Origin of the sequence: Terrabacter sp. LjRoot27 (genome assembly GCF_964254175.1) — a bacterium.
In the GTDB taxonomy this organism is placed as follows: Bacteria; Actinomycetota; Actinomycetes; order Actinomycetales; family Dermatophilaceae; genus Terrabacter.
Genome location: NZ_CAXUSS020000001.1, coordinates 3623835 through 3648189, shown reverse-complemented (window position 1 = coordinate 3648189; position 24355 = coordinate 3623835). Strand labels below are relative to the sequence as shown.

Genomic DNA, 24355 nt, shown 5'->3' with positions numbered 1-24355 from the left:
CGATCAGCTGGAGCAGCCGCCGCCGTCCTCGACGCACATCGTCAGGCGGACGTTCTCGATCTTCTTGATCTCGATCTTCATGGGTGTTCACCTCCTCCTGGGGTCGCTGCTGCGGCAGGCCCGCAGTCCGGACAGTCCGGACGCCTCGGCCACGGCGAGACACTCGTCGCGCATCCGTGCGCGAAGTCGATGGTGAGCTGTCGACCGGCGTAGGCCGGTGGCTCGAACCCGGTGAGGTAGCGGAGCGCCTCGAAGGCGGCGAGCGAGCCGAGCAGGCCCGCGACGGGGCCGATGCCGCGGTTGGGCGACGTCCGCGACCTGAACAGCTCGGCGACCGCGGCGTCGTCGGGAGTCAGGTCGGCCGCGGTGCCGATGCAGGTGCAGCAGCCGCTGCGACCCGGGTCGACGGACAGGACCAGACCGGTCGTGACGCGCATTCCGGCCCGGATGAACGGCACGCCGGCCCGGACGCACGCGGCGTTGACCCAGCCGCCGACCTCGAGGGGGTGGTCGATCCCGCACATCACGAGGTCGGGCCGGTAGGTCTCGATCAGGCCGGCCACGTCAGCGGTGGACCCCACCACACCCGAGACCCCCTCGACCTTGACGCTCGGGTCGAAAGCGCGCACCCAGTCGGCGGCCACCTCGACCTTCGGCGACCCGATGTCGGTGTGCTTGTAGAGATACTGCCGGGCGAAGTTCTTCGTCTCCACGTCGTCGTGGTCCAGCAGGGTGAGGCGCCCGACGCCCAGCCCGCACAGGTGCGGAATCGTGCTCGAGTTGAGGCCACCGGTGCCCAGCACGAGCACGTGCGAGGCGCGGAGCGCCCGCTGGTAGGAGTCCCGACCCTGCTCCAGACGGGCGAAGGTGTCGAAGAACGCGAGGTTGCTCTGGTACCGCTCCCGCTCGCCGGCGGTGAGCGAGGCGGAGTCGTCGCCGTCCTCGACGAGGCCGTGCTCGTCGAAGACCTCCAGCGCGGACCCGACCTCCGCGGCCGTGACCGGCATGCCCTGGTCGGTCAGCCGCGCGGCCAGCTCCTCGGGGTCGAGGCCGCCCCGCTCCAGCAGGAGCACCAGAGCCTCGATGACGCCGTCGGGGTCGTCGAGGACGAACTGCTCCCTGATGTCGTAGACGAGCCTCAGCGCATCGCCCTCGCGCTGCCAGGCGAGGTCCTTCAACCGTGGTCTCACGTGCCCTCCGGTGTCGGTCGCGGAGGTCCCACTCTGGGAGACCGGGCGCCGCCGGTGGGCGTTCCCGGTCAATGTCGGTCAGCGTCCCGGCACCGGCACCGGCCCGGCAGTCGGTCAGTGCGTCAGTGCGGCGGTCGGTCCGTCCGTCGGTCCGTGTCGAGTCGGACCCGACCGCGGACGATCAGGTCGGGGCGGGCTCGGTGGCGCCGGGGCTCGTCGCTCGGATGCCCTCCTCGGCGAGGGCGTACTGGTGGTGGTCCCCGGTGTCGCTCGCGAGGAGCAGGGCGGCGTCGTAGCTCGCCAGCGCGTCCGCGCGGCGTCCGAGCCGGCGCAGGGTGGTGCCCAGCGCGTTGAGGACGACCACCTCGACCGCGCCGATGCCGAACTCCCGGGCGACGTCGAGCGCCTCGAGCTGGAGGCGCTCGGCCGCGTCCACCTCCCCGAGCTCGAGGCTGACCAGTCCGAGCGCGTTGAGCGCGAAGGCCTCGCAGTACGGGAAGCGGGACGAGCGAGCGAGCTCGAGCGACTGCTGCAGCTCGGCGCGAGCCTCGTCGAGGCGACCCATCACCCGCAGCTGGTCGCCGACCGTGAACAGGCCTTGGGCCACGCGCGTGGGGTCGTCGACGGACCGTGCCTCGTCGAGGGCCCGGCGTGCGTACGACAGGGCCTGCTCGTGGAGGCCGAGCCTCGTCGACAGCTTCGCGAGGTTGGCGAGCGGGAAGCTCCTGAGCAGAGCGTTCGGGGCCATCCCGAGGGCAGCCTCGAAGTGTCGACGGGCGCGGTCGTAGTCGCCGGCGTGCTGGTGCACGATCCCGAGGTTGTTCAAGGTCTTGCACTCGCCCGGTCCGTTGTCCCAGCGACGGTAGATGGTCAGTGCATCGCGCAGGTGCTTCTCGGCGTCGCCGTGACGACCGAGCGGGAAGCACACGCTGGCCATGTTGGTCAGTGCCTGCGCTCGGGAGGCTCCCGTGGCGAGGTCGGCGGCGGCGGAGTGCAGCGCCTCGGCCTCGACGAAGTGCCCACCGACCTCCAGATGGCGCTGCAGGTGGGCGGACAGCCGCACCACGTGCTCGGGGCGCTCCGCCTCACCGAGCCGGAGTGCGCTGCTCACGAGGTTGCGCCACTCGAGGTCCAGCCAGCGTTGGGCCGCCTCCCGGTCGGGCAGCTGCGGTTCCGGCGTGGCGGACAAGCCGCGCCCGTCGGGCACGACGAGCGAGACCTGGGGGAAGAGAAGGGGCGCCACCCGGGTCATCACCGCGTCGTGGTGGTCGAGCAGACGCGCCGTCGCGGCACGGCGGGCGGACGCTGGATCCTCCTCGTGGGCCCGGTGGGACGCGAAGGTCCGGACCAGGTCGTGGAGGCTGAACCGGCCCGACGCCGAGCGACGCACGAGGCTGGCATCGACCAGCTCGGTCAGCGACGCGTCCGCCACCGCCAGACTGGTGCCGAGCAGGGCCGCAGCCGCGTAGGTGTCGAGGTCGGCGCCCGGGTGGAGTGCCACGAGCCGGAGCATCCGACGGCTCTCTGCGGGGAGGCGGTCGTAGGACAGGCCGAGGGCCACGTCGATGCCCGCGTCGAGGCGGCCGGCGAGACGCGCCTCCGCCAGCCGTTCCGCGTGGTCGGCCAACGTCCATCCCGGCGCGGACCGGACGCGAGCACCGACGAGCGAGAGCGCCAGCGGATGCCGTCCGACGAGCTCGACGATCCGGTGCGCCTGCGCGGAGCGGACGTCCACGGGCGTGGGGTGGGCGGCGCGTCGGAGCGCCTCGGTGGCGTCCCGAGCGGCGAAGGCGTCGAGCTGGACCTCGGTCGCTCGCACACCCTCGAGGGAGTGGCGCGAGGTGACGACGACCCGGCACGCGCCGTCGTCGGGAAGCACGGGCAGCACCTGCGCACCCGACGACGCGTTGTCCAGGACGAGGACCGCCGGGCGGCCGGACAGCCGCTTGCGGAGCAGCGCGCGCCGCGCGTCGAGGTCGAGATGGACGAGCCGGGCCGCCGGCACGCCCAGCACCTTGAGCAAGGCATCGAGGACGGACTCCGGGTCGGCCGGTGGGCGCTCGGTGTCGTAGCCCCGGAGGTCCACGAAGAAGGTGACGACCCCGGCACCGAGCTCCGCGGTGAGACGGTGGGCCGCCCGGACGGCCAGCCTGGTCTTGCCCATCCCACCCATCCCCATGACTGTCACGACCGAGCCGGGCTCGCCGGCCGCGGCGAGGACCTCGGCGAGCTCGACGCTGCGGCCCACGAAGTCGGAGTCGTCGGGGGGCATGGAGTCGGAGACGGTCACGAGCCTGGCCTCGAGCTCGGTCTGTGCCACGACCTGGCAGGCCTGACGCCACGGGGCGGCCAGGTCCCGGCTGCCGAGCAGGGCCGCGGCGACGTCGACGACGAGCTCGGCGTCGATCCGGGTCCGTCCCGTCTGCAGGCAGCGGTGGACGGTGTCGAAGGCGGGCAGCTCGGCGACTCCTCGCTCCCGGCGACCGCGAAGCACCTCACGGTGCAGGGCGCGGTAGGAGACCCCGGCCCAGGAGCGCAGCGCCTGCAGCCGTGTCGCCAGCTCGTCGAGCGAGCGCACCGAGTCGGGGCGCGGCGGACCGTCGGCCTCACGCATGACCCGGCCCATCCGTCCTCTTCGTGCGCCGAGGCGGCCGTAGGGGACCCGACGCCGACGTGGGCGCGGGGTCGGCTGGGACCGGGCTCAGCGGCATACCACCGACGGTGCTCAGAAGTACCAGGGGAACGGCGACCAGTCGGGCTCGCGCTTCTCGAGGAACTGGTCACGGCCCTCGACGGCCTCGTCGGTCATGTAGGCCAGGCGCGTCGCCTCGCCGGCGAAGACCTGCTGGCCCATGAGCCCGTCGTCGGTGAGGTTGAAGGCGAACTTCAGCATCCGCTGGGCCTGCGGGCTCTTGCCCATGATCTCGGTCGCGACCTGCAGGGCCTCTCGCTCGAGGTCGGCGTGGTCGGCGACGATGTTGACGGCGCCCATCCGCTGCATGTCCTCGGCGGAGTAGGTGCGCCCGAGGAAGAAGATCTCGCGGGCGAACTTCTGGCCGACCATCTTGGCGAGGTAGGCGCTGCCGTAGCCGGCGTCGAAGGAGCCCACGTCGGCGTCGGTCTGCTTGAAGCGGGCGTGCTCGCGGCTCGCGATCGTCAGGTCGCACACGACGTGGAGCGAGTGCCCGCCGCCGGCCGCCCAGCCGTTCACGACGGCGATGACGACCTTGGGCATGGTGCGGATGAGCCGCTGCACCTCGAGGATGTGCAGCCGGCCTCCTTGGGCCTTCGTGCGCGCCGCGTCGACGGTGTCGGCCGTCTCGCCCTCGGCGTACTGGTAGCCGGAGCGGCCTCGGATGCGCTGGTCGCCTCCCGAGCAGAAGGCCCACTTGCCGTCCTTGGGGCTCGGGCCGTTGCCGGTGAGCAGGACGACGCCGACGTCAGGCGTCATGCGCGCGTGGTCGAGCGTGCGGTAGAGCTCGTCGACGGTGTGCGGGCGGAAGGCGTTGAGCACCTCGGGACGGTCGAACGCGATGCGCACGACCCCCGACTCGGCGTGCGGGCGACCGGCCACGGGCCGCCGCCGGTGGTAGGTGATGTCGGTGAGGTCGAAGCCCTCGACGGGCGCCCACTCGCTCGGGTCGAAGGTCTCGGACACGGCGCTCTGGCTCGGCTCGCTGCTCACGGACCGACCTTATCGGCGGGGTTAGGGTCGGCCGTATGCCGATCCCTCCCTACGTCTCCCACCTGCGCACCATGGTCGGCCGGGAGCTGCTGTGGATGCCCGGAGTCACGGCCGTCGTGCTGCGCGAGGTCGCGGACGGCGCCGACGAGGTGCTGCTCGTCAAGCGCTCCGACAACGGTGCGTGGACGCCGGTCACCGGCATCGTCGACCCGGGCGAGGACCCGCACGTCACCGCGGTCCGCGAGGTCGAGGAGGAGGCCTGCGTCGTCGCCGAGGTCGAACGGCTCGTGTGGGTCTCCGCGAGCGGCGTCGTGACCCACGTCAACGGCGACCTGGGGCAGTACCTCGACCACACCTTCCGCTGCCGCTGGGTCTCGGGGGAGCCCCGGCCGGGTGACGACGAGTCGACAGACGCGCGGTGGTTCCCGCTCGACGCCCTGCCACCGATGGTGCAGGTCTTCCGCGACCGCATCGCCGTGGCGGTCGACGACCCCGCCGACGTCGTCCTCGGTCCGCTCGCCCACTCGGGTGAGCGCGCTGCCTCCGTCGAGTGAGCGCACCGTTCCACCGGCGGAGGTGACATCTGTCAGGGGCAGGTGCTGACAGAGGGACGGGGTCGACGGGGGGACGCGCGCCTACGGTCGAGGAAGACGGGGCAGACCGGCCCCACGGACCGAGGAGACCACCGTGTACTCACCCCGCAACCTGATGATCGCCGGAGTCGTGCTCATCGCCGTCGCGCTCGGGGCGTCGGGGCACGGCTTCTGGTGGCTCTTCGGGCTCCTCTGGGTGCTGCCGCACACCGGCCGGCACGGCCACCACTGCGGCGGCGCCGGCCGGGCCCGGCGTGGCCGTGAGGAGACGTCGACACCCGGGGCTCCGGTCGGCCGGCCCGACCCGACGGAGGACCGGCACGAGGCCTTCCCGGTCCGGTAGGCGGGCCTCGCGTCCGGGGCCGCGACTGCCCGCCCGGTGATCGACGTCCCGGGCCCGGATGACTGCTCCGGTGTGCCGTGGCAGTCGTCCACTCGCAGGGCAGTCACGACCTCGCGGGGCAGTCGTCTCGCGGGGCAGCCGTCTCGTAGGCCGGCCGTCGGTGATGATGGGGGCATGACGCTGCCTCCTGCCGACGAGCTCCTCGCCGGGGCCCACGTCGTCGCGCTGCCGATGCGGGTGCGCTTCCGCGGCGTCGACGTCCGTGAGGCGCTCCTGGTCGAGGGTCCCTCCGGGTGGGGCGAGTTCAGCCCGTTCGTCGAGTACGCCGACGGCGAGTCCGCGCGCTGGCTGGCTGCCGCCCTCGAGGCCGCGTATGCCGTGTGGCCGGCCCCCGTGCGCGACGCCGTGCCCGTCAACGCGACCGTCCCTGCCGTCGGTCCCGACCGGGTGCCGGAGGTCCTGGCTCGCTTCGACGGGTGCACGACGGCGAAGGTCAAGGTCGCCGAGCGCGGCCAGACGCTCGACGACGACGTCGACCGGGTCGCCGCCGTCCGGTCGACGATGGGGCCGTCCGCGCAGGTCCGGATCGACGCCAACGGCGGGTGGGACGTCGAGACTGCCACGGAGGCGCTGAGGCGGCTCACGGCATACGACCTCGAGTACGCCGAGCAGCCCTGTGCCAGCGTCGAGGAGCTCGTCGATCTGCGAACCGCCTTGGCGCGCAACGGGATCGACATGCCCATCGCTGCCGACGAGTCGATCCGCAAGGCCGAGGACCCGATCCGAGTGGCGCGGCTCGGCGCCGCGGACCTCGTCGTCGTCAAGGTCGCGCCCCTGGGCGGGGTGACCGCGGCCCTCGACGTGGTCGAGGCGTGCGGGCTCCCGGCCGTCGTGTCGTCCGCGCTCGACACGAGTGTCGGCATCGCCGCTGGAGTGGCGCTCGCGGCGGCGCTGCCGTCGCTCGACCACGCGTGCGGGCTCGGCACCGTGGGGCTCTTCGAGCGCGACGTGTCGGCGACCCCGTGGCGCCCGTCCGGCGGCCTGCTGGCGACCGGCCGTGCCGTGCCCGACCCGGAGGCGCTCGCCGACCTCGCGGCCCGGCCGGACCGGGAGCAGTGGTGGCGTGACCGGCTCGTGCGCTGCCACGCCGTGCTCGCAGACGGAGGTGCCCGATGATCAAGGCCTGCCTCAACGGTGACCGCACCCGCGGCCAGCACCGCACGGTGCCGCAGACGCCCGACGAGCTCGCTCGCGCCGCGGCCGACGCGGTGGCGGCGGGCGCCTTCATGGTGCACGTGCACCCGCGGGACGAGTCCGGCCGCGAGACGCTCGAGACGCGGCACGTCGTCGACGCCGTCGTCGCGATCCGGGCCGCGACGCCCGGGCTGCGCGTCAGCGTCTCGACGCGCGACGGCATCGTCGACAGCGCTCGTCGCAAGCTCGCCCACGTGTCGGAGTGGCCCTCGCCCGACCTCGGAGGCCCTGACTGCGCAAGCGTCAACTGGCACGAGGAAGGCGCCGTGGACATCGCGGCAGCTCTGCGCGACAACGGATCCGGCGTCGAAGCGGGGATCTGGACGCCACAGGCGGCCAGTCGCTTCGTGGCGACGAGCTGGCCGTGGCAGGTCGAGCGAGTGCTCGTCGAGCTCATCCCGGGCGTGACCCCGGGCTCCGACGGGCCGTGGGCGGCCGAGCGCATCCTCGCGGCGCTCGGCATGTCGCCCGTGCCCGTCCTCGTGCACGGCGAGGGACAGTGGGCCTGGCGGGTGCTGCGCTGGGCGCAGGCCGCGGGCTACGACGTGCGCATCGGGCTCGAGGACACCCGCTACCTGCCCGACGGGCGGGAGGCGCGTGACAGTGCCGAGCTCGTCGCGGCGGCGCTGCGGTCCGAGCCGGGCACGCCGTCCCAGTGGCCCGTCCCCGACGCTCCGGGCTAGCCCTGGTGGCGGGTAGGGGTCAGCGGCGGTCGTCGCGGTGCGGCACGACCTGCTGCGCCAGGGAGCCCAGCCAGGCGGCCTCGGCCCGCCGGTCGGCGCGCGAGACGGGGACCTCGAGAACCCTTGTGCCGGAGGGGGTCTCGGCCAGCGCCTCGGCCAGCCGACCGAGGTCGTCGACGCGTTCGTATGCCGTGTGGTGCGCCGCGCACAGCGCCTGGAGGTCGGTGCCGTGCGGAGTCGCGAAGACGCGCTCGAAGGCACTCGCGTAACGGCGGTCGCCCTGCTCCAGGGTGCTGAAGATCGCGCCTCCGTCGTCGCTGAGGACGACGAACGTCAGGTCGGGTCGTCGCTGGCCCCGGCCCATGAGCAGGCCGTTCGTGTCGTGGAGGAAGGTCAGGTCGCCGAGGTAGGCGATGCTGCGTGCCGCGCGGGGACGACCGAGGGCGACGCCCACGGCCGTCGAGACCATGCCGTCGATGCCGGCGAGGCCGCGGTTGCCGACGACGAAGCGGTGCTCGAGCGGCGTCCACGGTGTCGCCATGACGTCGAGGTCCCGGACGGGGTTGGACGAGCCGACGACCAGGGTGGTGTCGGCCGCGACGGCAGCTCCCACGACGGCGGCGACGGCGAGCGGTGACAGGCCGCCGTCCCCGGGTGCCCGTGATGGATCTCCTTCCGGCGCAACGAGTCCCGCGTCGATGAGCGCGCCGAGCCGCTGGTCGGCGTCACGCCAGGCGTCGAACCAGGACGGGTCGTCGGGTGCGTCGACCCGAGGCACGACGTCGAGCACGCGGGCCACCCGGCCAGGGTCGGTGGCCACGCCGTCTCGGCCGCGGACGGAGACGACCTCGAGGCCCGGGTCGCTGATGAGGCTCGTGACGGGGCGGGACAGGGTCGGGTGGCCGACGACGACGACACGCTCGACGTCGCCGCGCAGGTCGGTCGTGAGCAGCAGCCGTCCGGTGCGCAGGGCCTGCCGGCCGATCCTCGCCCCCGAGGTGGGCTCCGCGACGAGCGGCCAGTCGGCGGACTCGGCGAGCAGGCGCGCGGCCGGCCCCGCGTCGTCGCCGGCCACGACGACCGTCCGCGGACCCAGGGGCAGCACCTCGCCGTCGCTCGGGACCGACACCGACGGCTCGACGCCCCGTCCGGCCCGGTCCCCGCGCGAACCCTCCGCCGGGGCGGGGTTGTGGTGGGGTTCGGCTGCGGTTTCGTGTCGGAGGTCCCCCGGGGCGGGGTTGTCGTGGGGTTCGGCTCCGGTTTCGCGTCGGAGGTCCGCCGGGGCGGAGTTGGTGAGGTCGGCCGAGGCCAGGAGGGAGGGCGGGGCGGCGTCGTCCCCGGGGCGCTGCCACCACGTGTCGGGGTCGGCGTCCGGTGGGAGCAGGTCGCCGTCGAGCTGGACGTTGAGCTGGGTCGGCCCGCGAGGCGAGCACGCCTGCGCCACAAGCCCGCTCAGATCATCGTCAGTGGTCGCTGCCGTCACGTCGTGACTCGTCGCGAAGCTGCCGAAGATGCCGGCCTGGTCGGTCGTCTGGTTGGCGCCCGTGCCCCTCAGGCGGTCGGGCCGGTCGGCGCTGACGACGACGACGCGGCGCCCCGTGTGGTGCGCCTCCATGACGGCGGGCAGCAGGTTGCCGACGGCCGTGCCCGACGTCGTGACGACCGCGACCGGACGTCTCGAGCCGGTGGCGAGCCCGAGAGCGAGGAAGCCCGCGGACCGCTCGTCGACGCGGACGTGCAGGCGCAGGTCACCGTCGCGGTCGGCGGCGTCGAGAGCGAGGGCGAACGGAGCCGACCGTGACCCCGGCGCGAGCACGACGTCGCGCACGCCGCCGAGCCACAGCTGCTGGAGCACTCGCAGCGCGAGCTCCGGCGCACTCCGCCGACCGGTCACCGTCGCCTCGTCAGTCGCTCGCGAGCGCGTCGCGCATGGGGATGAGCTTGGCGTTGGACTCGGCCACCTCGGACTCGGGGTCGGACCCCGCGACGATGCCGCACCCGGCATACAGCGTGATCTGCGACGGGTTGCCGGCGTCGAAGGCGCCGCTGCGCAGGGCGATGCCCCACGCGCCGTCACCGCTCGCGTCCATCCAGCCGACCGGCCCGGCATAGCGACCGCGGTCCATGTGCTCGAGCTCGCCGATCAGCTCGACCGCGCGTGCCGTCGGGGTGCCGCCCACGGCGGCGGACGGGTGCAGCGAGGCCGCGAGCGTCAGTGCGGAGGCCTCGTCGGCGCTCACCGCGGCAACGTCGGTCGCGAGGTGCATGACGTTGGGCAGGTGCAGCACGAAGGGCGCCTCGGGAACGTTCATCGACGAGCAGTGCGGGGCGAGGGCCTCGGCGACCGAGCGCACGGCGTACTCGTGCTCCTCGAGGTCCTTCGACGAGCGGGCCAGGGAGGCCGCGAGTGCGAGGTCCTTGGCGTCGTCGCCGGTGCGGCGGATCGTGCCGGCGAGCACCCGTGAGGTGATGAGTCCCTGGTCGCGGCGCACGAGCAGCTCGGGCGTCGCGCCGACGAGACCGGCCACGGAGAAGACCCACGTGTTCTCGTAGCGCTCGGCGAGGCGACGCAGCAGCCAGCGCGGGTCGATGGGGCCGGACGCCGTCGCGACGAGGTCGCGGGCGAGGACGACCTTGTCGACCTCACCCGCCCCGATGCGCTGCACGGCGTCGGCGACCGCATGGGCGTAGTCGGCGGGGGACACCTGGCCGTCGGCGAACGCGACGTCACGAGGGGGCTCGGGATCGCTTGCGACAGAGGGCTTCTCGAGCAGCGTGAGCTGTGGGTCGAGGGAGACCGTCGTGAGCCACGTCTGGCCGTCACGACGACCGACGATCGTCGACGGCACGACGAGCCGGGCCGCCTCGGCGGAGTCCGAGGCGAAGGGGAAGGAGCCGAAGCACACGAGACCCGTGCCGGGGCGGCCGACCTCGTCGCGCACGACGGCGTGCCGGGAGACCTCCCGCCACCAGGCCTCGGCCTCGCGGAAGCGGTCCTCGCCGTGCGCCTCGAAGGTCAGCGCCGACCCCCAGCCCACGAGGCCCTCGCCCCGGCGCACCCACGACAGCAGCTCGTCGTGGGGGAGGTCGGCGGGAAGGTAGGCCAGCAGGGGGTCCGCGGCCTCGAGGGGCACCGTGCGGACGACGACCGTCGGTCCCGCGGCGGGGGACGGCGCTTCGGGGGCGGGAAGCGTGGACATCGGTGGCAACTCTACGGCCGAACCCCGGCCACCCTGCCCGCGTGGTCGCCGGTGCGACCCAACCCACACCTGCCGTGGGTGCGAGGATGAGCGCATGACCCGTGCGCAGCTGGACAAGAAGCCGGTCGACGTCGCGTCGATGTTCGACACCGTCGCCGAGAAGTACGACGTGACCAACGACGTGCTCTCGCTCGGCCAGGACCGGCTGTGGCGCCGGGCCGTCGTCAAGGCCGTCGACGCCAAGCCGGGGGAGCGCATCCTCGACATCGCGGCCGGCACCGGCACCTCGAGCGAGCCGTGGGCCAACCAGGAGATCGAGGTCGTCCCCGCCGACTTCTCGCTCGGCATGCTGCGGGTCGGTCGCCGCCGTCGCCCCGACATGGCCTTCACGGCTGCCGACGCGATGAGCCTCCCGTTCGCCGACGAGAGCTTCGACGTCGTGACGATGAGCTTCGGGCTGCGCAACGTCGCCGACGCCGAGACGGCGCTGCGCGAGTTCCTCCGCGTCACCAAGCCCGGCGGCCGCCTCCTCGTCTGCGAGTTCAGCCAGCCGGTCAACAAGGTCTTCCGCACCGTCTACTCGAACTACCTCATGCGCGCGCTGCCGCCCGTCGCCCGGCGCACGTCGAGCAACCCCGACTCCTACGTCTACCTCGCCGAGTCCATCCGGGCCTGGCCGCCGCAGGGCGAGCTCGCCCGCGTCGTCGAGGCGGCCGGCTGGCAGCAGGTCGGCTGGACCAACCTCACCGGCGGCGTCGTCGCGCTCCACCACGGGACGAAGCGCTGACGCTCTCCTGACGGTGGGGTTGTCGAGAGTTAGGCATGCCTTATCTGACAAGCGCGAAATCGCGGGAATAGACTCCCGAAGTTAGTTCGTGAAGATCTTCACAAGCGGTTCGGAAGCGTGCAGGGAGACATGACCAGTTCGAGCGTCGCGCCCAGCCCCTCGGGGTCTGGTGCTGCACCCGTCGAGCGGGCCGACGTCATCGTCGTCGGCGCCGGTCCGGGTGGCAGCGCGACGGCGGCCTACCTCGCCGACCACGGTCTCGACGTCGTCCTCCTGGAGAAGTCGGCCTTCCCCCGCGACAAGATCTGCGGCGACGGCCTGACCCCGCGGGCGACGAAGGAGCTCATCTCCCTCGGCGTCGACACGACGGGCTGGCAGCGCACCAAGGGCCTGCGCATCAAGGGCGGCGGTCACACGCTGCAGCTCGACTGGCCCGAGTCCGACGCCTTCCCGGGCTACGGCATGGTCCGCACCCGCGCCCAGCTCGACGAGGCCCTGGCCCGGCACGCCGAGAGCCGCGGCGCGCTCCTGCACGAGCGCACGAGCGTCTCCGCCCCCGTGCGCGACTCCGCGGGCCGCGTCAGCGGCGTCACGGCCAAGCGCCTCGACGACAGCGGCAGGGCCACGGGTGAGACCGTCACCTACCGTGCCCCCGTCGTCGTCGCGAGCGACGGCGTCTCGAGCCGCCTCGCCACCGCCGTCGGCCGGCCCAAGCGCGAGGACCGCGTCATGGGCGTCGCCGTCCGCGCCTACTACACGACGCCGAAGCGCGACGACTACCTCGAGAGCCACCTCGAGCTGTGGAGCCGTGACGACGCGGGCAACCGCATCCTCATGCCCGGCTACGGCTGGCTGTTCCCGCTCGAGGACGGCCGCACCAACGTCGGCCTCGGCACCCTCGACACGACCTCGGCCTTCCAGAAGACCGACTACAAGGACGTCATGCGTCGGTGGGTCGAGGACATCAACCCCGAGTGGCAGCTCGAGCACGACGAGTCGGCCGGCCCGATCCGCGGGGCCGCGCTGCCGATGGGCTTCAACCGCACGCCGCTCTACGCCGACGGCCTGCTCCTCGTCGGCGACTCCGGCGGCATGGTCAACCCCTTCAACGGCGAGGGCATCGACTACGCCCTCGAGGCCGCGCGCCTCGGCGCCGAGCTCGTCGCCCAGGCCATGGCGCGCCCGAGCGACGCGGCGCGCGAGAGGGTGCTGGCGGCATACCCCAAGGTCATGAAGGACGAGCTGGGCGGCTACTTCACGCTCGGTCGCTGGTTCGCCCACGCCATCGGCAACCCCGAGGTGATGCGGCTCGCGACGAAGTACGGCCTGCCCCGCACCAAGCTCATGCCGCTGCTGCTCAAGATCATGGCCAACCTCGCCGACCCCACGAGCAAGGGCGCGAGCGACCGCCTCATCACCACCCTCTCGCGACTGGCTCCGAGCGCATGAGCCACCCGCCTGTCGGCGCCATTGTGACGCCGAGCACAATCGATGCCGACGCCCCTAGGATGGGTGCGCCGCGCACCTGCGCCCCTGCAGCCCATGCTTTGCACGTCAAGCACGACCGAAAGGCACGTGACCTCGGATGAACTCCTACGTCCCGATCCTGTTCATGCTGGGGCTCGGCTTCGCGTTCGCCGCGCTGTCGGTCTTCACCTCGCTCGTCGTCGGGCCCAAGCGCTACAACCGCGCCAAGCTCGAGGCGTACGAGTGCGGCATCCAGCCGACGCCGCAGGCGGCCGGCGGTGGCCGCGTGCCGATCAAGTACTACCTGACGGCGATGCTCTTCATCATCTTCGACATCGAGTCCGTCTTCCTCTACCCGTTCGCGGTGGCCTTCAACAAGCTCGGCCTCTTCGCGCTGGTCGAGATGGTCCTGTTCATCCTCACGGTGTTCGTCGCGTACGCCTACGTCTGGCGTCGCGGCGGCCTCGAGTGGGACTGACACCAGGTGACCACGTGAGCACCCGCAGCAGCGGGTACGCGTCCACCGGGTTCGTCAGGAAAGGTTAAGGAGTAAGCAATGGGTCTCGAAGAGAAGCTCCCAGCCGGGTTCCTGCTCTCGACCGTCGAGGGTCTCGCCGGCTACATGCGCAAGGCCTCGATCTGGCCGGCCACCTTCGGCCTCGCGTGCTGCGCCATCGAGATGATGGCCGTGGGCACGCCCGACTACGACATCGCCCGGTTCGGCATGGAGCGCTTCTCGGCGACCCCGCGCCAGGCCGACCTCATGATCGTGGCCGGGCGCGTCAGCCAGAAGATGGCTCCCGTCGTGCGCCAGGTCTACGACCAGATGCCCAACCCCAAGTGGGTCATCTCGATGGGTGTCTGCGCCAGCTCGGGCGGCATGTTCAACAACTACGCGATCGTCCAGGGCGTCGACCACATCATCCCGGTCGACATCTACCTGCCCGGCTGCCCGCCCCGCCCGCAGATGCTGCTCAACGCGATCATCGAGCTGCACCACCAGATCGAGACCTCGCCGCTCGGCGTCAACCGCGAGGAGGCGGCCAAGGCCGCCGAGGCCGCTGCCCTCTCCGCCACGCCGACGCACCAGATGAAGGGTCTCCTCGCATGAGCGACGGCGAGAAGAAGGACGACACGAACGCCGTGAACGCCGACACGACCAAGGACCAGGCCTCGGGCCTGACGCCGCGGGAGATCGAGCTGGCCCAGACGGGCGGCGCGTCCGAGCCCGAGGTCGTCGGCGTCCGCCACGGCATGTTCGGGGCGACCCAGGGCGCCGACACGACCGGCTACTCCGGCCTCGTCCGCCCGATCCTCGTCGCCGGCGCCTCCGCGCGCCCCTACGGCAGCTACTTCGACGAGATCGCCGACAACCTCGAGCGCGGCCTCGTCGGGGGCACCGCCTCCTACGCGGAGGCCGTCGACCGCGTCGTCGTCGACCGGGGCGAGATGACGGTCCACGTCCGCCGCGAGCACCTGCTGGCCGTGGCCCGCGTGCTGCGCGACGACGCGTCGCTGCGCTTCGAGATCGTCACCGGCGTCTCGGGCGTGCACTACCCGAACCGCACCGGTGAGGAGCTGCACGCGGTCTACCACTTCCTGTCGATCACCCACGGCGGCCGGCGGGTCCGCGTCGAGGTCTCGTGCCCCGACGACGACCGCCACATCCCGTCGATCGTCTCCGTCTACCCGGCCAACGACTGGCACGAGCGCGAGACGTGGGACATGTTCGGCATCGAGTTCGACGGCCACCCGGCCCTCACCCGAATCCTCATGCCCGACGACTGGCCGGGCCACCCTCAGCGGAAGGACTACCCCCTCGGCGGCATCCCCGTCGAGTACAAGGGCGCCACCATCCCGCCGCCGGACCAGCGGAGGTCGTACAACTGATGAGCACGCACACCGAGTTCACCCAGACCGAGGTGCCGGAGCCCGGCGCCAACGACGTCTACGCCACGTCCGTGGCCGACGAGCAGGCCAGCGAGGGCGCTCACGTCTTCAACGCCGCCGGCGGCGACTGGAACGACCTCGTCGACGAGGCCACCTCGCTCGGCGAGGAGCGCATCGTCGTCAACATGGGGCCGCAGCACCCGTCGACGCACGGCGTGCTCCGCCTCATCCTCGAGATCGACGGCGAGACGGTGACCGAGGCCCGCGCCGGCATCGGCTACCTCCACACCGGCATCGAGAAGAACATGGAGTACCGCACCTGGGTGCAGGGCGTCACGTTCTGCACGCGCATGGACTACCTCACGCCCATGTTCCAGGAGGCGGCCTACTGCCTCGCCATCGAGAAGCTGCTCGGCATCACCGACGACATCCCCGAGCGCGCCAACGTCATCCGCGTCCTCATGATGGAGATGACGCGCATCAGCAGCCACCTCATCTGCCTCGGCACCGGTGGCATGGAGATGGGCGCGACGACGGTCATGACCGTCGCCTTCCGTGAGCGCGAGCGCCTGCTCCGCGTCATCGAGATGATCACCGGCCTGCGCATGAACAACGCCTACGTCCGCCCCGGCGGTGTCGCGCAGGACCTGCCGCCCGGCGCCATCGACGCGCTGCGCGAGATGGTCCCCGAGGTGCGTCGCGGTCTCGGCGAGCTCGAGGCGCTGCTCAACGAGAACCCCATCCTCAAGGGCCGAACGGTCGACGTCGGCGTGCTCAACCTGGCCGGCTGCATGGCGCTCGGCATCACCGGCCCGGTGCTCCGCTCGACCGGCCTGCCGCACGACCTGCGCAAGCTCGACCCGTACTGCGGCTACGAGACCTACGACTTCGAGGTCAAGACCCGCACGAGCCAGGACGCCTACGGCCGCCTGCGCATCCGCATCGACGAGATGTACGAGTCGCTCAAGATCATCGAGCAGGCCACCGACCGCCTCCAGGCGAACGAGGGCCCGGTCATGGTGGCCGACAAGAAGATCGCCTGGCCGGCGCAGCTCGCGCTGGGCAGCGACGGTCTCGGCAACAGCCTCGACCACATCCGCGAGATCATGGGCACCTCGATGGAGTCGCTGATCCACCACTTCAAGCTCGTCACCGAGGGCTTCCGCGTCCCGGCCGGCCAGGCGTACGTCGCCGTCGAGTCGCCGAAGGGCGAGCTCGGCTGCCACATCGTCTCCGACGGCGGCACGCGCCCCTACCGCGCGCACTTCCGCGACCCGAGCTTCAACAACCTGCAGGCCGTGGCCGCGATGTGCGAAGGCAGCCAGATCGCCGACGTCATCGTCGCCGTGGCCTCGATCGACCCCGTCATGGGAGGTGTGGACCGTTGAGCGGTCACGACGCTTCAGGCCACCTGCACGTCAGCCCCGAGTCCAAGGCGCCGTATGCCGCCGACGTCCTCGAGCGGCTGCACGTCGATGCCGCCGAGGTCATCTCGCGCTACCCGCAGAAGCGCTCGGCGCTGCTGCCGCTGCTGCACCTCGTGCAGTCGGTCGACGGCTACGTCACCGGCCGCGGCGTGACCTTCTGCGCGGAGGTGCTCGACCTCACCGAGGCCGAGGTGAGCGGTGTCGCCACCTTCTACACGCAGTACAAGCGCCACCCCAACGGTGACTACACCGTCGGCGTCTGCACCAACACGCTGTGCGCCGTGATGGGCGGGGACCTGATCTTCGACCGGCTCTCCGAGCACCTCGGCGTCGGTCACGACGAGACGACCGAGGACGGCAAGATCACCCTCGAGCGCGTCGAGTGCAACGCCGCGTGCGACTACGCACCGGTCGTCATGGCCAACTGGGAGTTCTTCGACAACCAGACGCCCGAGAGCACGATCGGCCTCGTCGAGGACCTCCGCGCCGGCAAGGACGTCGCCCCGACGCGCGGCGCCGCCAAGGTCTGCACGTTCAAGGAGGTCTCGCGGGTTCTCGCGGGCTTCGAGGACGGCCGCGCCGACGAGGGCGTGGGCGCCGGACCGGCGTCCCTGCTCGGTCTCAAGATCGCCAACGACCGCGGCTGGGTCGCCCCTGGTGCCAACAGCAGCAACGGCTCGCACTCGTCGCAGGCCGACGGGAAGGACGGATCGAAGTGACCGACACCCTGACCCCGATCCTCACGAAGTTCTGGGACGACCCGCAGTCCTGGACCCTCGCGACCTACGAGCGCCACGACGGCTACAAGGCCCTCACCAAGGCGCTCGACATGGAGCCGCAGGCGATCATCGACGCCGTCAAGGACTCCAGCATCCGTGGCCGTGGTGGCGCCGGCTTCCCGACCGGCATGAAGTGGTCGTTCATGGCGCCGCCCGACGGAGGCCCGCGATACCTCGTCGTCAACGCCGACGAGTCCGAGCCGGGCACGTGCAAGGACGTGCCGCTCATGATGGCCAACCCGCACGCGCTCATCGAGGGGGTGGCCATCTCCTCGTACGCCATCGGCTGCGAGCACGCGTTCATCTACCTCCGTGGTGAGGTCGTCCACGTCTACCGCCGCCTCCTGCGCGCCGTCGAGGAGGCCCGTGCCGCGGGCTACCTCGGCGACAACGTCGGCGGCAAGGGCGTCAAGGTCGAGATCACCGTGCACGCCGGCGCCGGCGCCTACATCTGTGGCGAGGAGACCGCGCTGCTCGACTCGCTCGAGGGCCGTCGCGGCCAGCCGCGCCTCAAGCCGCCGTTCCCCGGCGCCGCGGGCCTCTACGCCCGCCCGACGTCGGTCAACAACGTCGAGTCCATCGCCTCGGTGCCCGGGATCATCCTCGAGGGCTCCGACTGGTTCAAGGGCATGGGCACCGAGAAGTCCACGGGCTTCGGCATCTTCAGCCTCTCGGGCCACGTCGCCAACCCGGGCCAGTTCGAGGCCCCGCTCGGCATCACGATGCGCGAGCTCATCGACCTCGCCGGCGGCATGCGCGGCGGCAAGAAGCTGAAGTTCTGGACCCCCGGAGGCAGCTCGACGCCGATCTTCACCGACGAGCACCTCGACGTGCCGCTCGACTTCGACTCGGTCGCCGCGGCCGGCTCGATGCTCGGCACGCGCGCCCTGCAGGTCTTCGACGAGACCGTCTCGGTCGTGCGCGCCGTCGCGCGCTGGACCGACTTCTACGCCCACGAGTCCTGCGGCAAGTGCACGCCGTGCCGCGAGGGCACGTGGTGGCTGCGCCAGATCATGAACCGCATCGAGGCGGGCCAGGGCACGCAGGACGACATCGACAAGCTCGTCGACATCTGCGACAACATCCTCGGCCGCAGCTTCTGCGCCCTCGGTGACGCGGCCACGAGCCCGATCACCTCGGCCGTGCAGTACTTCCGCGAGGAGTTCGAGGCCGGCATGCACACGCCGGCCCACGAGCTCTTCCCGCCCGAGAAGTCGGTCCTCTTCGACGTCCAGCCACAGGTCCAGACCAAGGAGTCCAGCGGGATGGTGTCCGCATGACCGCCACGACGGAGACGAAGGCGCCCGCGGCGCCCGACCACGTCAGCCTGACGATCGACGGCGTGCCCGTCAGCGTTCCCAAGGGCACGCTCGTCATCCGCGCCGCCGAGACGATCGGCGTCGAGATCCCGCGCTTCTGCGACCACCCGCTGCTCGACCCCGTCGGGGCGTGCCGGCAGTGCCTCGTCGACGTCGCGATGCCCGACCGCGAGGGCAACGTCCGCCCCATGCCGAAGCCGCAGGCGTCGTGCACGATGACGGTGTCCGAGGGCATGGTCGTCAACACGCAGGCCACGTCCAAGGTCGCCGACAAGGCGCAGCAGGGCGTCATGGAGCTGCTCCTCATCAACCACCCGCTCGACTGCCCGGTCTGCGACAAGGGCGGCGAGTGCCCCCTGCAGAACCAGGCGATGAGCGCCGGCCGTCCGGTGTCGCGCTTCGAGGACGTCAAGCGCACCTACCCCAAGCCGGTCAACATCTCCTCGCAGGTCCTGCTCGACCGCGAGCGCTGCGTGCTCTGCGCCCGCTGCACCCGCTTCTCCGACCAGGTCGCCGGTGACCCGTTCATCGCCCTCGTCGAGCGCGGTGCGCTCCAGCAGATCGGCATCTACGAGGACAAGCCGTTCGAGAGCTACTTCTCGGGCAACACCGTCCAGATCTGCCCGGTCGGCGCGCTGACCGGTGCCGCCTACCGCTTCCGCAGCCGTCCGTTCGACCTCGTGTCGACGCCGTCGGTCTGCGAGCACTGCGCGAGCGGCTGCGCGATCCGCACCGACCACCGCCGCGGCGTCGTGCTGCGCCGGATGGCGGCCGAGGACCAGGCCGTCAACGAGGAGTGGAACTGCGACAAGGGCCGCTGGGCGTTCACCTACGCCACGCTGCCCGACCGAGTCGAGCTGCCGATGGTGCGGGACGCCGACGGCGAGCTGCAGGTCGTCGGCTGGCCCGAGGCCCTCGCCGCAGCGGCGGCCGGCCTCGCCGGCACGAAGGCCGGCGTGCTCGTCGGTGGCCGCGTGTCCGCCGAGGACGCGTACGCCTACGGCAAGTTCGCCCGCGTCGTGCTCGGCACCAACGACGTCGACTTCCGTGCGCGACCGCACTCGGCCGAGGAGGTCGCCTTCCTCGCCGAGCACGTCGCCGCCACGGGACCCGATGGCGGCGCCGTCACGTATGCCGACCTCGAGGCCGCCAAGGCCGTCCTGCTCGTGGGCTTCGAGCCCGAGGACGAGAGCCCGATCGTCTTCCTGCGCCTGCGCAAGGCGTTCCGCAAGCACCAGACGCAGGTGTATGCCGTCGCGTCCCACCCGACGCGCGGCCTGACCAAGGTGGGCGGCACGCTGCTGCCGACCGTCCCGGGCCACGAGGCCTCGGCGCTGGCCGACCTCGGCTCGACCGAGCTCGGCGCGAAGGCCCGCGAGGCCCTCGGAGCCGGCGGCGTCGTGCTCGTCGGTGAGCGCCTCGCCACCTCGCCCGGTGCGCTGCGCGCCGCGGCCGACCTCGCCGCCGCCACCGGTGCCCGCCTCGCGTGGGTGCCGCGCCGGGCGGGGGAGCGCGGTGCCCTCGAGGCCGGTGCGCTCGGTGCGCTCCTGCCCGGTGGGCGCCCGGTCGCCGACGCCGCGGCCCGCGCCGAGGTCGCCCGCGTCTGGGACGTCGACCAGGTCCCGGCCACCCCGGCCCGCGACACGGCCGGCATCGTCGCGGCCGCTGCCGCCGGCGACATCGGTGCCCTCGTCGTCGGTGGCGTCGACCCGTCCGACCTCGGTGACCCGGCCGCCGCCGCGGCGCTCGAGAAGGCGTTCGTCGTCTCGCTCGAGCTGCGCGAGTCGCCCGTCACGGCCGTCGCCGACGTCGTCCTGCCCGTCGCCTCGCAGTCCGAGAAGACCGGCACCTACGTCAACTGGGAGGGTCGCGTCCGCGCCTTCGAGGAGGCCCTCGAGACCAACGCGGTCAGCGACCACCGCGCCCTCGACATGCTCGCGAGCGAGATGGGCGTCTTCCTCGAGACCCGCACCCAGCGCGAGATCCACGCGCAGTTCGAGGCCCTCGGGCCGTGGGGCGGCGCCCGTGCCACGAGCGCCCCCGACGGCCAGCGCGTCGCGGCGGCCCCCGACGGCAGCGGCGACTTCGTCCTGTCGAGCTGGGCCACGCTCCTCGACGCCGGCCGGATGCAGGACGGCGAGCCGTTCCTCGCCGGCACCGCGCCGCTCGCCGTGGCCCGCCTGTCCGAGGCCTCGGCCGCCGGGCTCGGGCTCGCCGAGGGCGACCACGTCACGGTCTCCGGCCCGGCCGGCAGCGTCACGCTGCCCGCGGTCGTCACCGAGGGCATGGTCGACGGCGTCGTCTGGGTCCCGACCAACTCGCGCTCGACCAGCACCTCGGCCAACCAGGACTGCTCGATCCGTTCGGGCCTCGGCACCGACGCCGGTGGCCGCGTCCACGTCACGAAGGGTGGTGCGGCATGAGCCTCGGCCTGACCGCATACGGGGTGGCAGCAACGCTGCCCATGTCCGAGAACCCCACGGCCGACTTCAGCGACACCCCGTGGTGGGTGGCCCTGATCAAGGCCGTCGGCATCTTCGTCTACCTGCTCATCTCGACGCTGCTCGTCATCTGGTTCGAGCGTCGCGTCATCGGCCGCATGCAGCAGCGCCCGGGCCCGAACCGCAACGGTCCCTTCGGTCTGCTCCAGACCCTCGCCGACGGCATGAAGTCGATGCTCAAGGAAGACATCACGCCGGCCAACGCCGAGAAGCTCATCTACACGCTCGCGCCGCTCATCGCCGCCACGATGGCCTTCGTGTCGTTCGCGATCATCCCGGTCGGCGGCACCGTCTGGATGTTCGGCCACGAGACGCCGCTGCAGGTGACCGACGTCCCCGTCGCCGTGCTGCTCGTGCTCGCCGTCGCGTCGGTCGGCGTCTACGGCATCATCCTCGCCGGGTGGAGCTCCGGCTCGACCTACCCGCTGCTCGGTGGCCTGCGCTCGACCGCCCAGGTCATCAGCTACGAGATCGCCATGGGCCTCTCGCTCGTCGCGATCTTCCTCTACAGCGGGTCGATGTCGACCTCGGCGATCGTCTCGGCCCAGAGCTCGCTCTGGTACATCCTCCCGGCGTTCTTCAGCTTCGCCGTCTACGTCATCACCATGGTCGGCGAGACCAACCGTCTGCCGTTCGACCTCGCCGAGGGCGAGGGCGAGCTGACCGGTGGCTTCCACACCGAGTACTCCTCGATGCGCTTCGCGATGTTCTTCCTCGGCGAGTACGTCAACATGTTCACCGTCTCGGCCCTGGCCACCACGCTCTTCCTCGGTGGCTGGCAGGCCCCGCCGTTCATCTCGGCGATCAACGACAACATGTTCGGCGGCGGCTGGTGGGGCCTGCTGTGGTTCACCGCCAAGCTGTGGCTCTTCATGTTCATGTTCGTCTGGCTGCGTGGCTCGCTGCCGCGCGTCCGCTACGACCAGTTCATGCGCTTCGGCTGGAAGTTCCTCATCCCGATCACCCTGGCCTGGGTCGTGGCCGTCGCCTTCATCCGCGGCGCGCAGCTCGGCTTCCTCGGTGACAGCAAGCTGACCTTCGCCGGCCGTGAGCTGTCCGTCGCGACCGTCGTCATCGTCAGCATCGTCGCCGTCATCGCCCTCGCCGCGGCGTGGATCTGGGACGACAAGCGCGCCGCCAAGGCCGCTGCCGAGGACGTGACCCCGCCCGAGGAGATCGACCCCTTCGAGGACGGCTACCCCGTCCCGCCGCTGCCGGGTCAGCGACTCAACGAGCCGACCGGGGCGAGCCACCGGCTGGCCGCGTCGCGCGAGCCCGTGCTCACGACCGCCGGCACCTCGAGCACCTCGACCGCCGTCAAGGAGGAGGACCATGGCTGACGACACCGTCGGCAAGGACGTGTCGCCCCAGAGCCCCGGTAGCACCACGGGCTCCGAGGTCGGCGCGCCACGCGACCAGCGATCCGGCAAGGACGAGCGCGAGAAGGGCTTCCTGTCCGAGCTCTTCGCGCCCGTGGCCGGTTTCGGGGTGTCGTTCTCCACGATGTTCCGCAAGGTCGCGACCGAGGAGTACCCCGAGAAGCCGCGCCCCACGGCGCCGCGCTTCCACGGCCGCCACCAGCTCAACCGCTACCCGGACGGCCTCGAGAAGTGCATCGGCTGCGAGCTGTGCGCCTGGGCCTGCCCGGCCGACGCGATCCTCGTCGAGGGTGCCGACAACGACGACACCCCGCTCGACCAGGGTGGCAAGGGTCGCTTCAGCCCTGGTGAGCGCTACGGCCGCGTCTACCAGATCAACTACCTGCGGTGCATCTTCTGTGGCCTGTGCATCGAGGCGTGCCCGACCCGCGCGCTGACGATGACGAACTTCTATGAGCTCGCCGACAACGACCGCGGCAAGCTGATCTTCACCAAGGACCAGCTGCTGGCGCCGCTGCAGAGCGGCATGCTGCCGCCGCCCCACCCGATGGCCGACGGGCTCGAGGAGCGCGACTACTACCAGGGCAAGGTCAGCGAGCCGACCGCCGCCCAGCGCGCCTACGTCGAGGCCCGCGACGCCCGCGACGCGGACGACGACGACGCGTATGCCGGCGGGCCCGGCAACGTCGGGGCCGCGGTGCCCGGTGAGCACGACGTCGTTCACGTGACGCACCCGACCGCACCCCAGACCAGGGAAGGGGCCAACCCGTGACCTCCACCGCCGAAGCCGTCGGCTTCTGGCTGCTCGCCCCGATCGCGGTCATCGCCGCGCTGGGGCTGCTCTTCGCCAAGAAGGCCGTCCACGCCGCCCTCGGCATGGCGCTCGTCATGGTGATCCTCGGGATCTTCTACATCATGCAGAAGGCCGACTTCCTCGGGATCGTGCAGGTGTTCGTCTACACCGGCGCCGTGATGATGCTCTTCCTCTTCGTCCTCATGCTCGTCGGCGTCGACTCCTCCGACTCGATCGTCGAGACGATCAAGGGCCAGCGCTGGGCCTCGCTGCTCCTCGTCGTCGGGCTCGCCGGCATCCTCGTCTTCTCGCTGGGCCGGGTGGTCATGGACGAGCAGACCGTGCAGACCGGCATGGACAAGCTCGTCTCGACCAACGCCGAGACCGGCAACGTGACCGGGATCGCCGAGCTGATCTTCGGCCAGTACGTCTGGATCTTCGAGGTCACGTCCGCGCTGCTCATCACGGCCGCCCTCGGCGCCATGGTGCTCGCGCACCGCGAGCGCCTGACGCCGCGCATCACGCAGGCCGAGTGGGCCGCCAAGCGCGTCCGCGACAACAAGAACGTCGCGGGCCTGCCGGCGCCCGGTGTCTACGCCCGCCACAACGCGGTCGACACCCCGGCGCTGCTGCCCGACGGCACGCCGAGCGACCTGTCCGTCTCGCGTGTCCTCGTGGCGCGTGACCAGGTCGCGACCACCGACGGCTTCAAGGACGTCGAGCGCCACATGGAGCGCGAGATCGAGGAAGGTCGGTCCAAGTGAGCCCGATGCACTACGTCTACCTCTCGGTGCTGCTCTTCGCCATCGGCGCGGCAGCCGTGCTGGTGCGACGCAACGCGATCATCGTCTTCATGGGCGTCGAGCTCATGCTCAACGCGACGAACCTCGCCCTCGTCACCTTCTCCCGGATGCACGGCGCCCTCGACGGGCAGGTCATGGCCCTGTTCGTCATGGTCGTCGCAGCCGCGGAGGTCGTCGTGGGACTCGCCATCATCATGGCGATCTTCCGCGCCCGCCGCTCGGCCTCGGTCGACGACGCCAACCTGCTGAAGCTGTAAGGAGC

22 protein-coding genes are annotated in these 24355 nt (G+C 71.7%); 17 read left to right on the top strand and 5 right to left on the bottom strand.

Annotation, left to right across the window (positions count from 1 at the left end; translation table 11 throughout):
• Positions 1-77 precede the first annotated feature (77 nt).
• The 3 genes from ACSQ2D_RS16795 to ACSQ2D_RS16785 form a co-directional block, all read right to left on the bottom strand.
• Positions 78-1190: a HesA/MoeB/ThiF family protein gene (locus ACSQ2D_RS16795; RefSeq protein WP_435987064.1), complete on the bottom strand. Its 1113-nt coding sequence runs from the start codon at positions 1188-1190 to the stop codon at positions 78-80.
• A 181-nt stretch (positions 1191-1371) separates the two neighbouring features.
• Complete coding sequence (locus tag ACSQ2D_RS16790) at positions 1372-3804, bottom strand: ATP-binding protein (protein ID WP_435987063.1); 2433 nt, start codon at positions 3802-3804, stop codon at positions 1372-1374.
• 111 nt (positions 3805-3915) lie between these two features.
• Positions 3916-4875, bottom strand: a complete 960-nt coding sequence (locus tag ACSQ2D_RS16785; protein WP_435987062.1) for a 1,4-dihydroxy-2-naphthoyl-CoA synthase — start codon at positions 4873-4875, stop codon at positions 3916-3918.
• A 35-nt stretch (positions 4876-4910) separates the two neighbouring features.
• Between ACSQ2D_RS16785 and ACSQ2D_RS16780 the strand changes: the two genes are divergently transcribed.
• From ACSQ2D_RS16780 to ACSQ2D_RS16765, 4 genes are all read left to right on the top strand, one after another.
• A complete protein-coding gene (locus ACSQ2D_RS16780; RefSeq protein WP_435987061.1) occupies positions 4911-5429 on the top strand; it encodes an NUDIX hydrolase in 519 nt (172 codons plus the stop codon).
• Between the two features lie 133 nt (positions 5430-5562).
• A complete protein-coding gene (locus ACSQ2D_RS16775) occupies positions 5563-5811 on the top strand; it encodes a hypothetical protein (protein WP_435987060.1) in 249 nt (82 codons plus the stop codon).
• A 174-nt stretch (positions 5812-5985) separates the two neighbouring features.
• Complete coding sequence (locus ACSQ2D_RS16770) at positions 5986-6987, top strand: o-succinylbenzoate synthase (protein ID WP_435987059.1); 1002 nt, start codon at positions 5986-5988, stop codon at positions 6985-6987.
• Positions 6984-7748, top strand: a complete 765-nt coding sequence (locus ACSQ2D_RS16765) for a 3-keto-5-aminohexanoate cleavage protein (protein ID WP_435987058.1) — start codon at positions 6984-6986, stop codon at positions 7746-7748. The genes ACSQ2D_RS16770 and ACSQ2D_RS16765 overlap by 4 nt, the downstream gene beginning before the upstream one ends.
• A gap of 19 nt (positions 7749-7767) precedes the next feature.
• Here ACSQ2D_RS16765 and menD read toward each other — a convergent pair whose 3' ends face one another.
• Together menD and ACSQ2D_RS16755 are read right to left on the bottom strand one after the other, a co-directional pair.
• On the bottom strand, positions 7768-9642 hold the full coding sequence (menD, locus tag ACSQ2D_RS16760) for a 2-succinyl-5-enolpyruvyl-6-hydroxy-3-cyclohexene-1-carboxylate synthase (protein ID WP_435987057.1): 1875 nt from the start codon (positions 9640-9642) through the stop codon (positions 7768-7770).
• A gap of 10 nt (positions 9643-9652) precedes the next feature.
• Positions 9653-10948 carry an isochorismate synthase gene (locus ACSQ2D_RS16755; protein ID WP_435987056.1) on the bottom strand — a complete coding sequence of 432 codons (1296 nt, stop codon included), beginning with the start codon at positions 10946-10948 and terminating at the stop codon, positions 9653-9655.
• Positions 10949-11042: 94 nt separating this feature from the next.
• On the opposite strand from ACSQ2D_RS16755, the gene ACSQ2D_RS16750 reads away from it, so the two are divergent.
• The 13 genes from ACSQ2D_RS16750 to nuoK all read left to right on the top strand — a co-directional run bounded on the left by ACSQ2D_RS16750 (position 11043) and on the right by nuoK (position 24350).
• Positions 11043-11735, top strand: coding sequence for a demethylmenaquinone methyltransferase (locus ACSQ2D_RS16750; protein ID WP_435987055.1), 693 nt, complete (start codon positions 11043-11045; stop codon positions 11733-11735).
• A 129-nt stretch (positions 11736-11864) separates the two neighbouring features.
• Positions 11865-13184: a geranylgeranyl reductase family protein gene (locus tag ACSQ2D_RS16745; RefSeq protein WP_435987054.1), complete on the top strand. Its 1320-nt coding sequence runs from the start codon at positions 11865-11867 to the stop codon at positions 13182-13184.
• A 136-nt stretch (positions 13185-13320) separates the two neighbouring features.
• Positions 13321-13680, top strand: a complete 360-nt coding sequence (locus ACSQ2D_RS16740) for an NADH-quinone oxidoreductase subunit A (protein WP_020145018.1) — start codon at positions 13321-13323, stop codon at positions 13678-13680.
• Positions 13681-13758: 78 nt separating this feature from the next.
• The gene (locus tag ACSQ2D_RS16735; RefSeq protein ID WP_020145017.1) at positions 13759-14313 is read left to right on the top strand and encodes a NuoB/complex I 20 kDa subunit family protein; all 555 of its coding nucleotides are present in this window, start codon (positions 13759-13761) and stop codon (positions 14311-14313) included.
• Positions 14310-15092: an NADH-quinone oxidoreductase subunit C gene (locus tag ACSQ2D_RS16730; RefSeq protein ID WP_435987053.1), complete on the top strand. Its 783-nt coding sequence runs from the start codon at positions 14310-14312 to the stop codon at positions 15090-15092. The genes ACSQ2D_RS16735 and ACSQ2D_RS16730 overlap by 4 nt, the downstream gene beginning before the upstream one ends.
• Positions 15092-16480, top strand: a complete 1389-nt coding sequence (locus tag ACSQ2D_RS16725; RefSeq protein ID WP_435987052.1) for an NADH-quinone oxidoreductase subunit D — start codon at positions 15092-15094, stop codon at positions 16478-16480. Before ACSQ2D_RS16730 ends, ACSQ2D_RS16725 begins: the two co-directional genes overlap by 1 nt.
• On the top strand, positions 16477-17238 hold the full coding sequence (nuoE, locus tag ACSQ2D_RS16720; protein ID WP_435987051.1) for an NADH-quinone oxidoreductase subunit NuoE: 762 nt from the start codon (positions 16477-16479) through the stop codon (positions 17236-17238). The genes ACSQ2D_RS16725 and nuoE overlap by 4 nt, the downstream gene beginning before the upstream one ends.
• Entirely contained in the window at positions 17235-18578 is a 1344-nt protein-coding gene (gene nuoF, locus ACSQ2D_RS16715) for an NADH-quinone oxidoreductase subunit NuoF (RefSeq protein ID WP_435987050.1), read from the top strand. The genes nuoE and nuoF overlap by 4 nt, the downstream gene beginning before the upstream one ends.
• Positions 18575-21040 (top strand): NADH-quinone oxidoreductase subunit G, encoded by a 2466-nt coding sequence (locus ACSQ2D_RS16710; RefSeq protein ID WP_435987049.1) that lies wholly within the window; start codon positions 18575-18577, stop codon positions 21038-21040. Before nuoF ends, ACSQ2D_RS16710 begins: the two co-directional genes overlap by 4 nt.
• Positions 21037-22458: an NADH-quinone oxidoreductase subunit NuoH gene (gene nuoH / locus ACSQ2D_RS16705; RefSeq protein WP_435987048.1), complete on the top strand. Its 1422-nt coding sequence runs from the start codon at positions 21037-21039 to the stop codon at positions 22456-22458. Before ACSQ2D_RS16710 ends, nuoH begins: the two co-directional genes overlap by 4 nt.
• Positions 22451-23269: an NADH-quinone oxidoreductase subunit NuoI gene (gene nuoI, locus ACSQ2D_RS16700; RefSeq protein ID WP_435987047.1), complete on the top strand. Its 819-nt coding sequence runs from the start codon at positions 22451-22453 to the stop codon at positions 23267-23269. Before nuoH ends, nuoI begins: the two co-directional genes overlap by 8 nt.
• Complete coding sequence (locus tag ACSQ2D_RS16695) at positions 23266-24054, top strand: NADH-quinone oxidoreductase subunit J (protein ID WP_435987046.1); 789 nt, start codon at positions 23266-23268, stop codon at positions 24052-24054. Before nuoI ends, ACSQ2D_RS16695 begins: the two co-directional genes overlap by 4 nt.
• On the top strand, positions 24051-24350 hold the full coding sequence (gene nuoK, locus ACSQ2D_RS16690; RefSeq protein ID WP_020145008.1) for an NADH-quinone oxidoreductase subunit NuoK: 300 nt from the start codon (positions 24051-24053) through the stop codon (positions 24348-24350). The genes ACSQ2D_RS16695 and nuoK overlap by 4 nt, the downstream gene beginning before the upstream one ends.
• Positions 24351-24355: the final 5 nt, after the last annotated feature.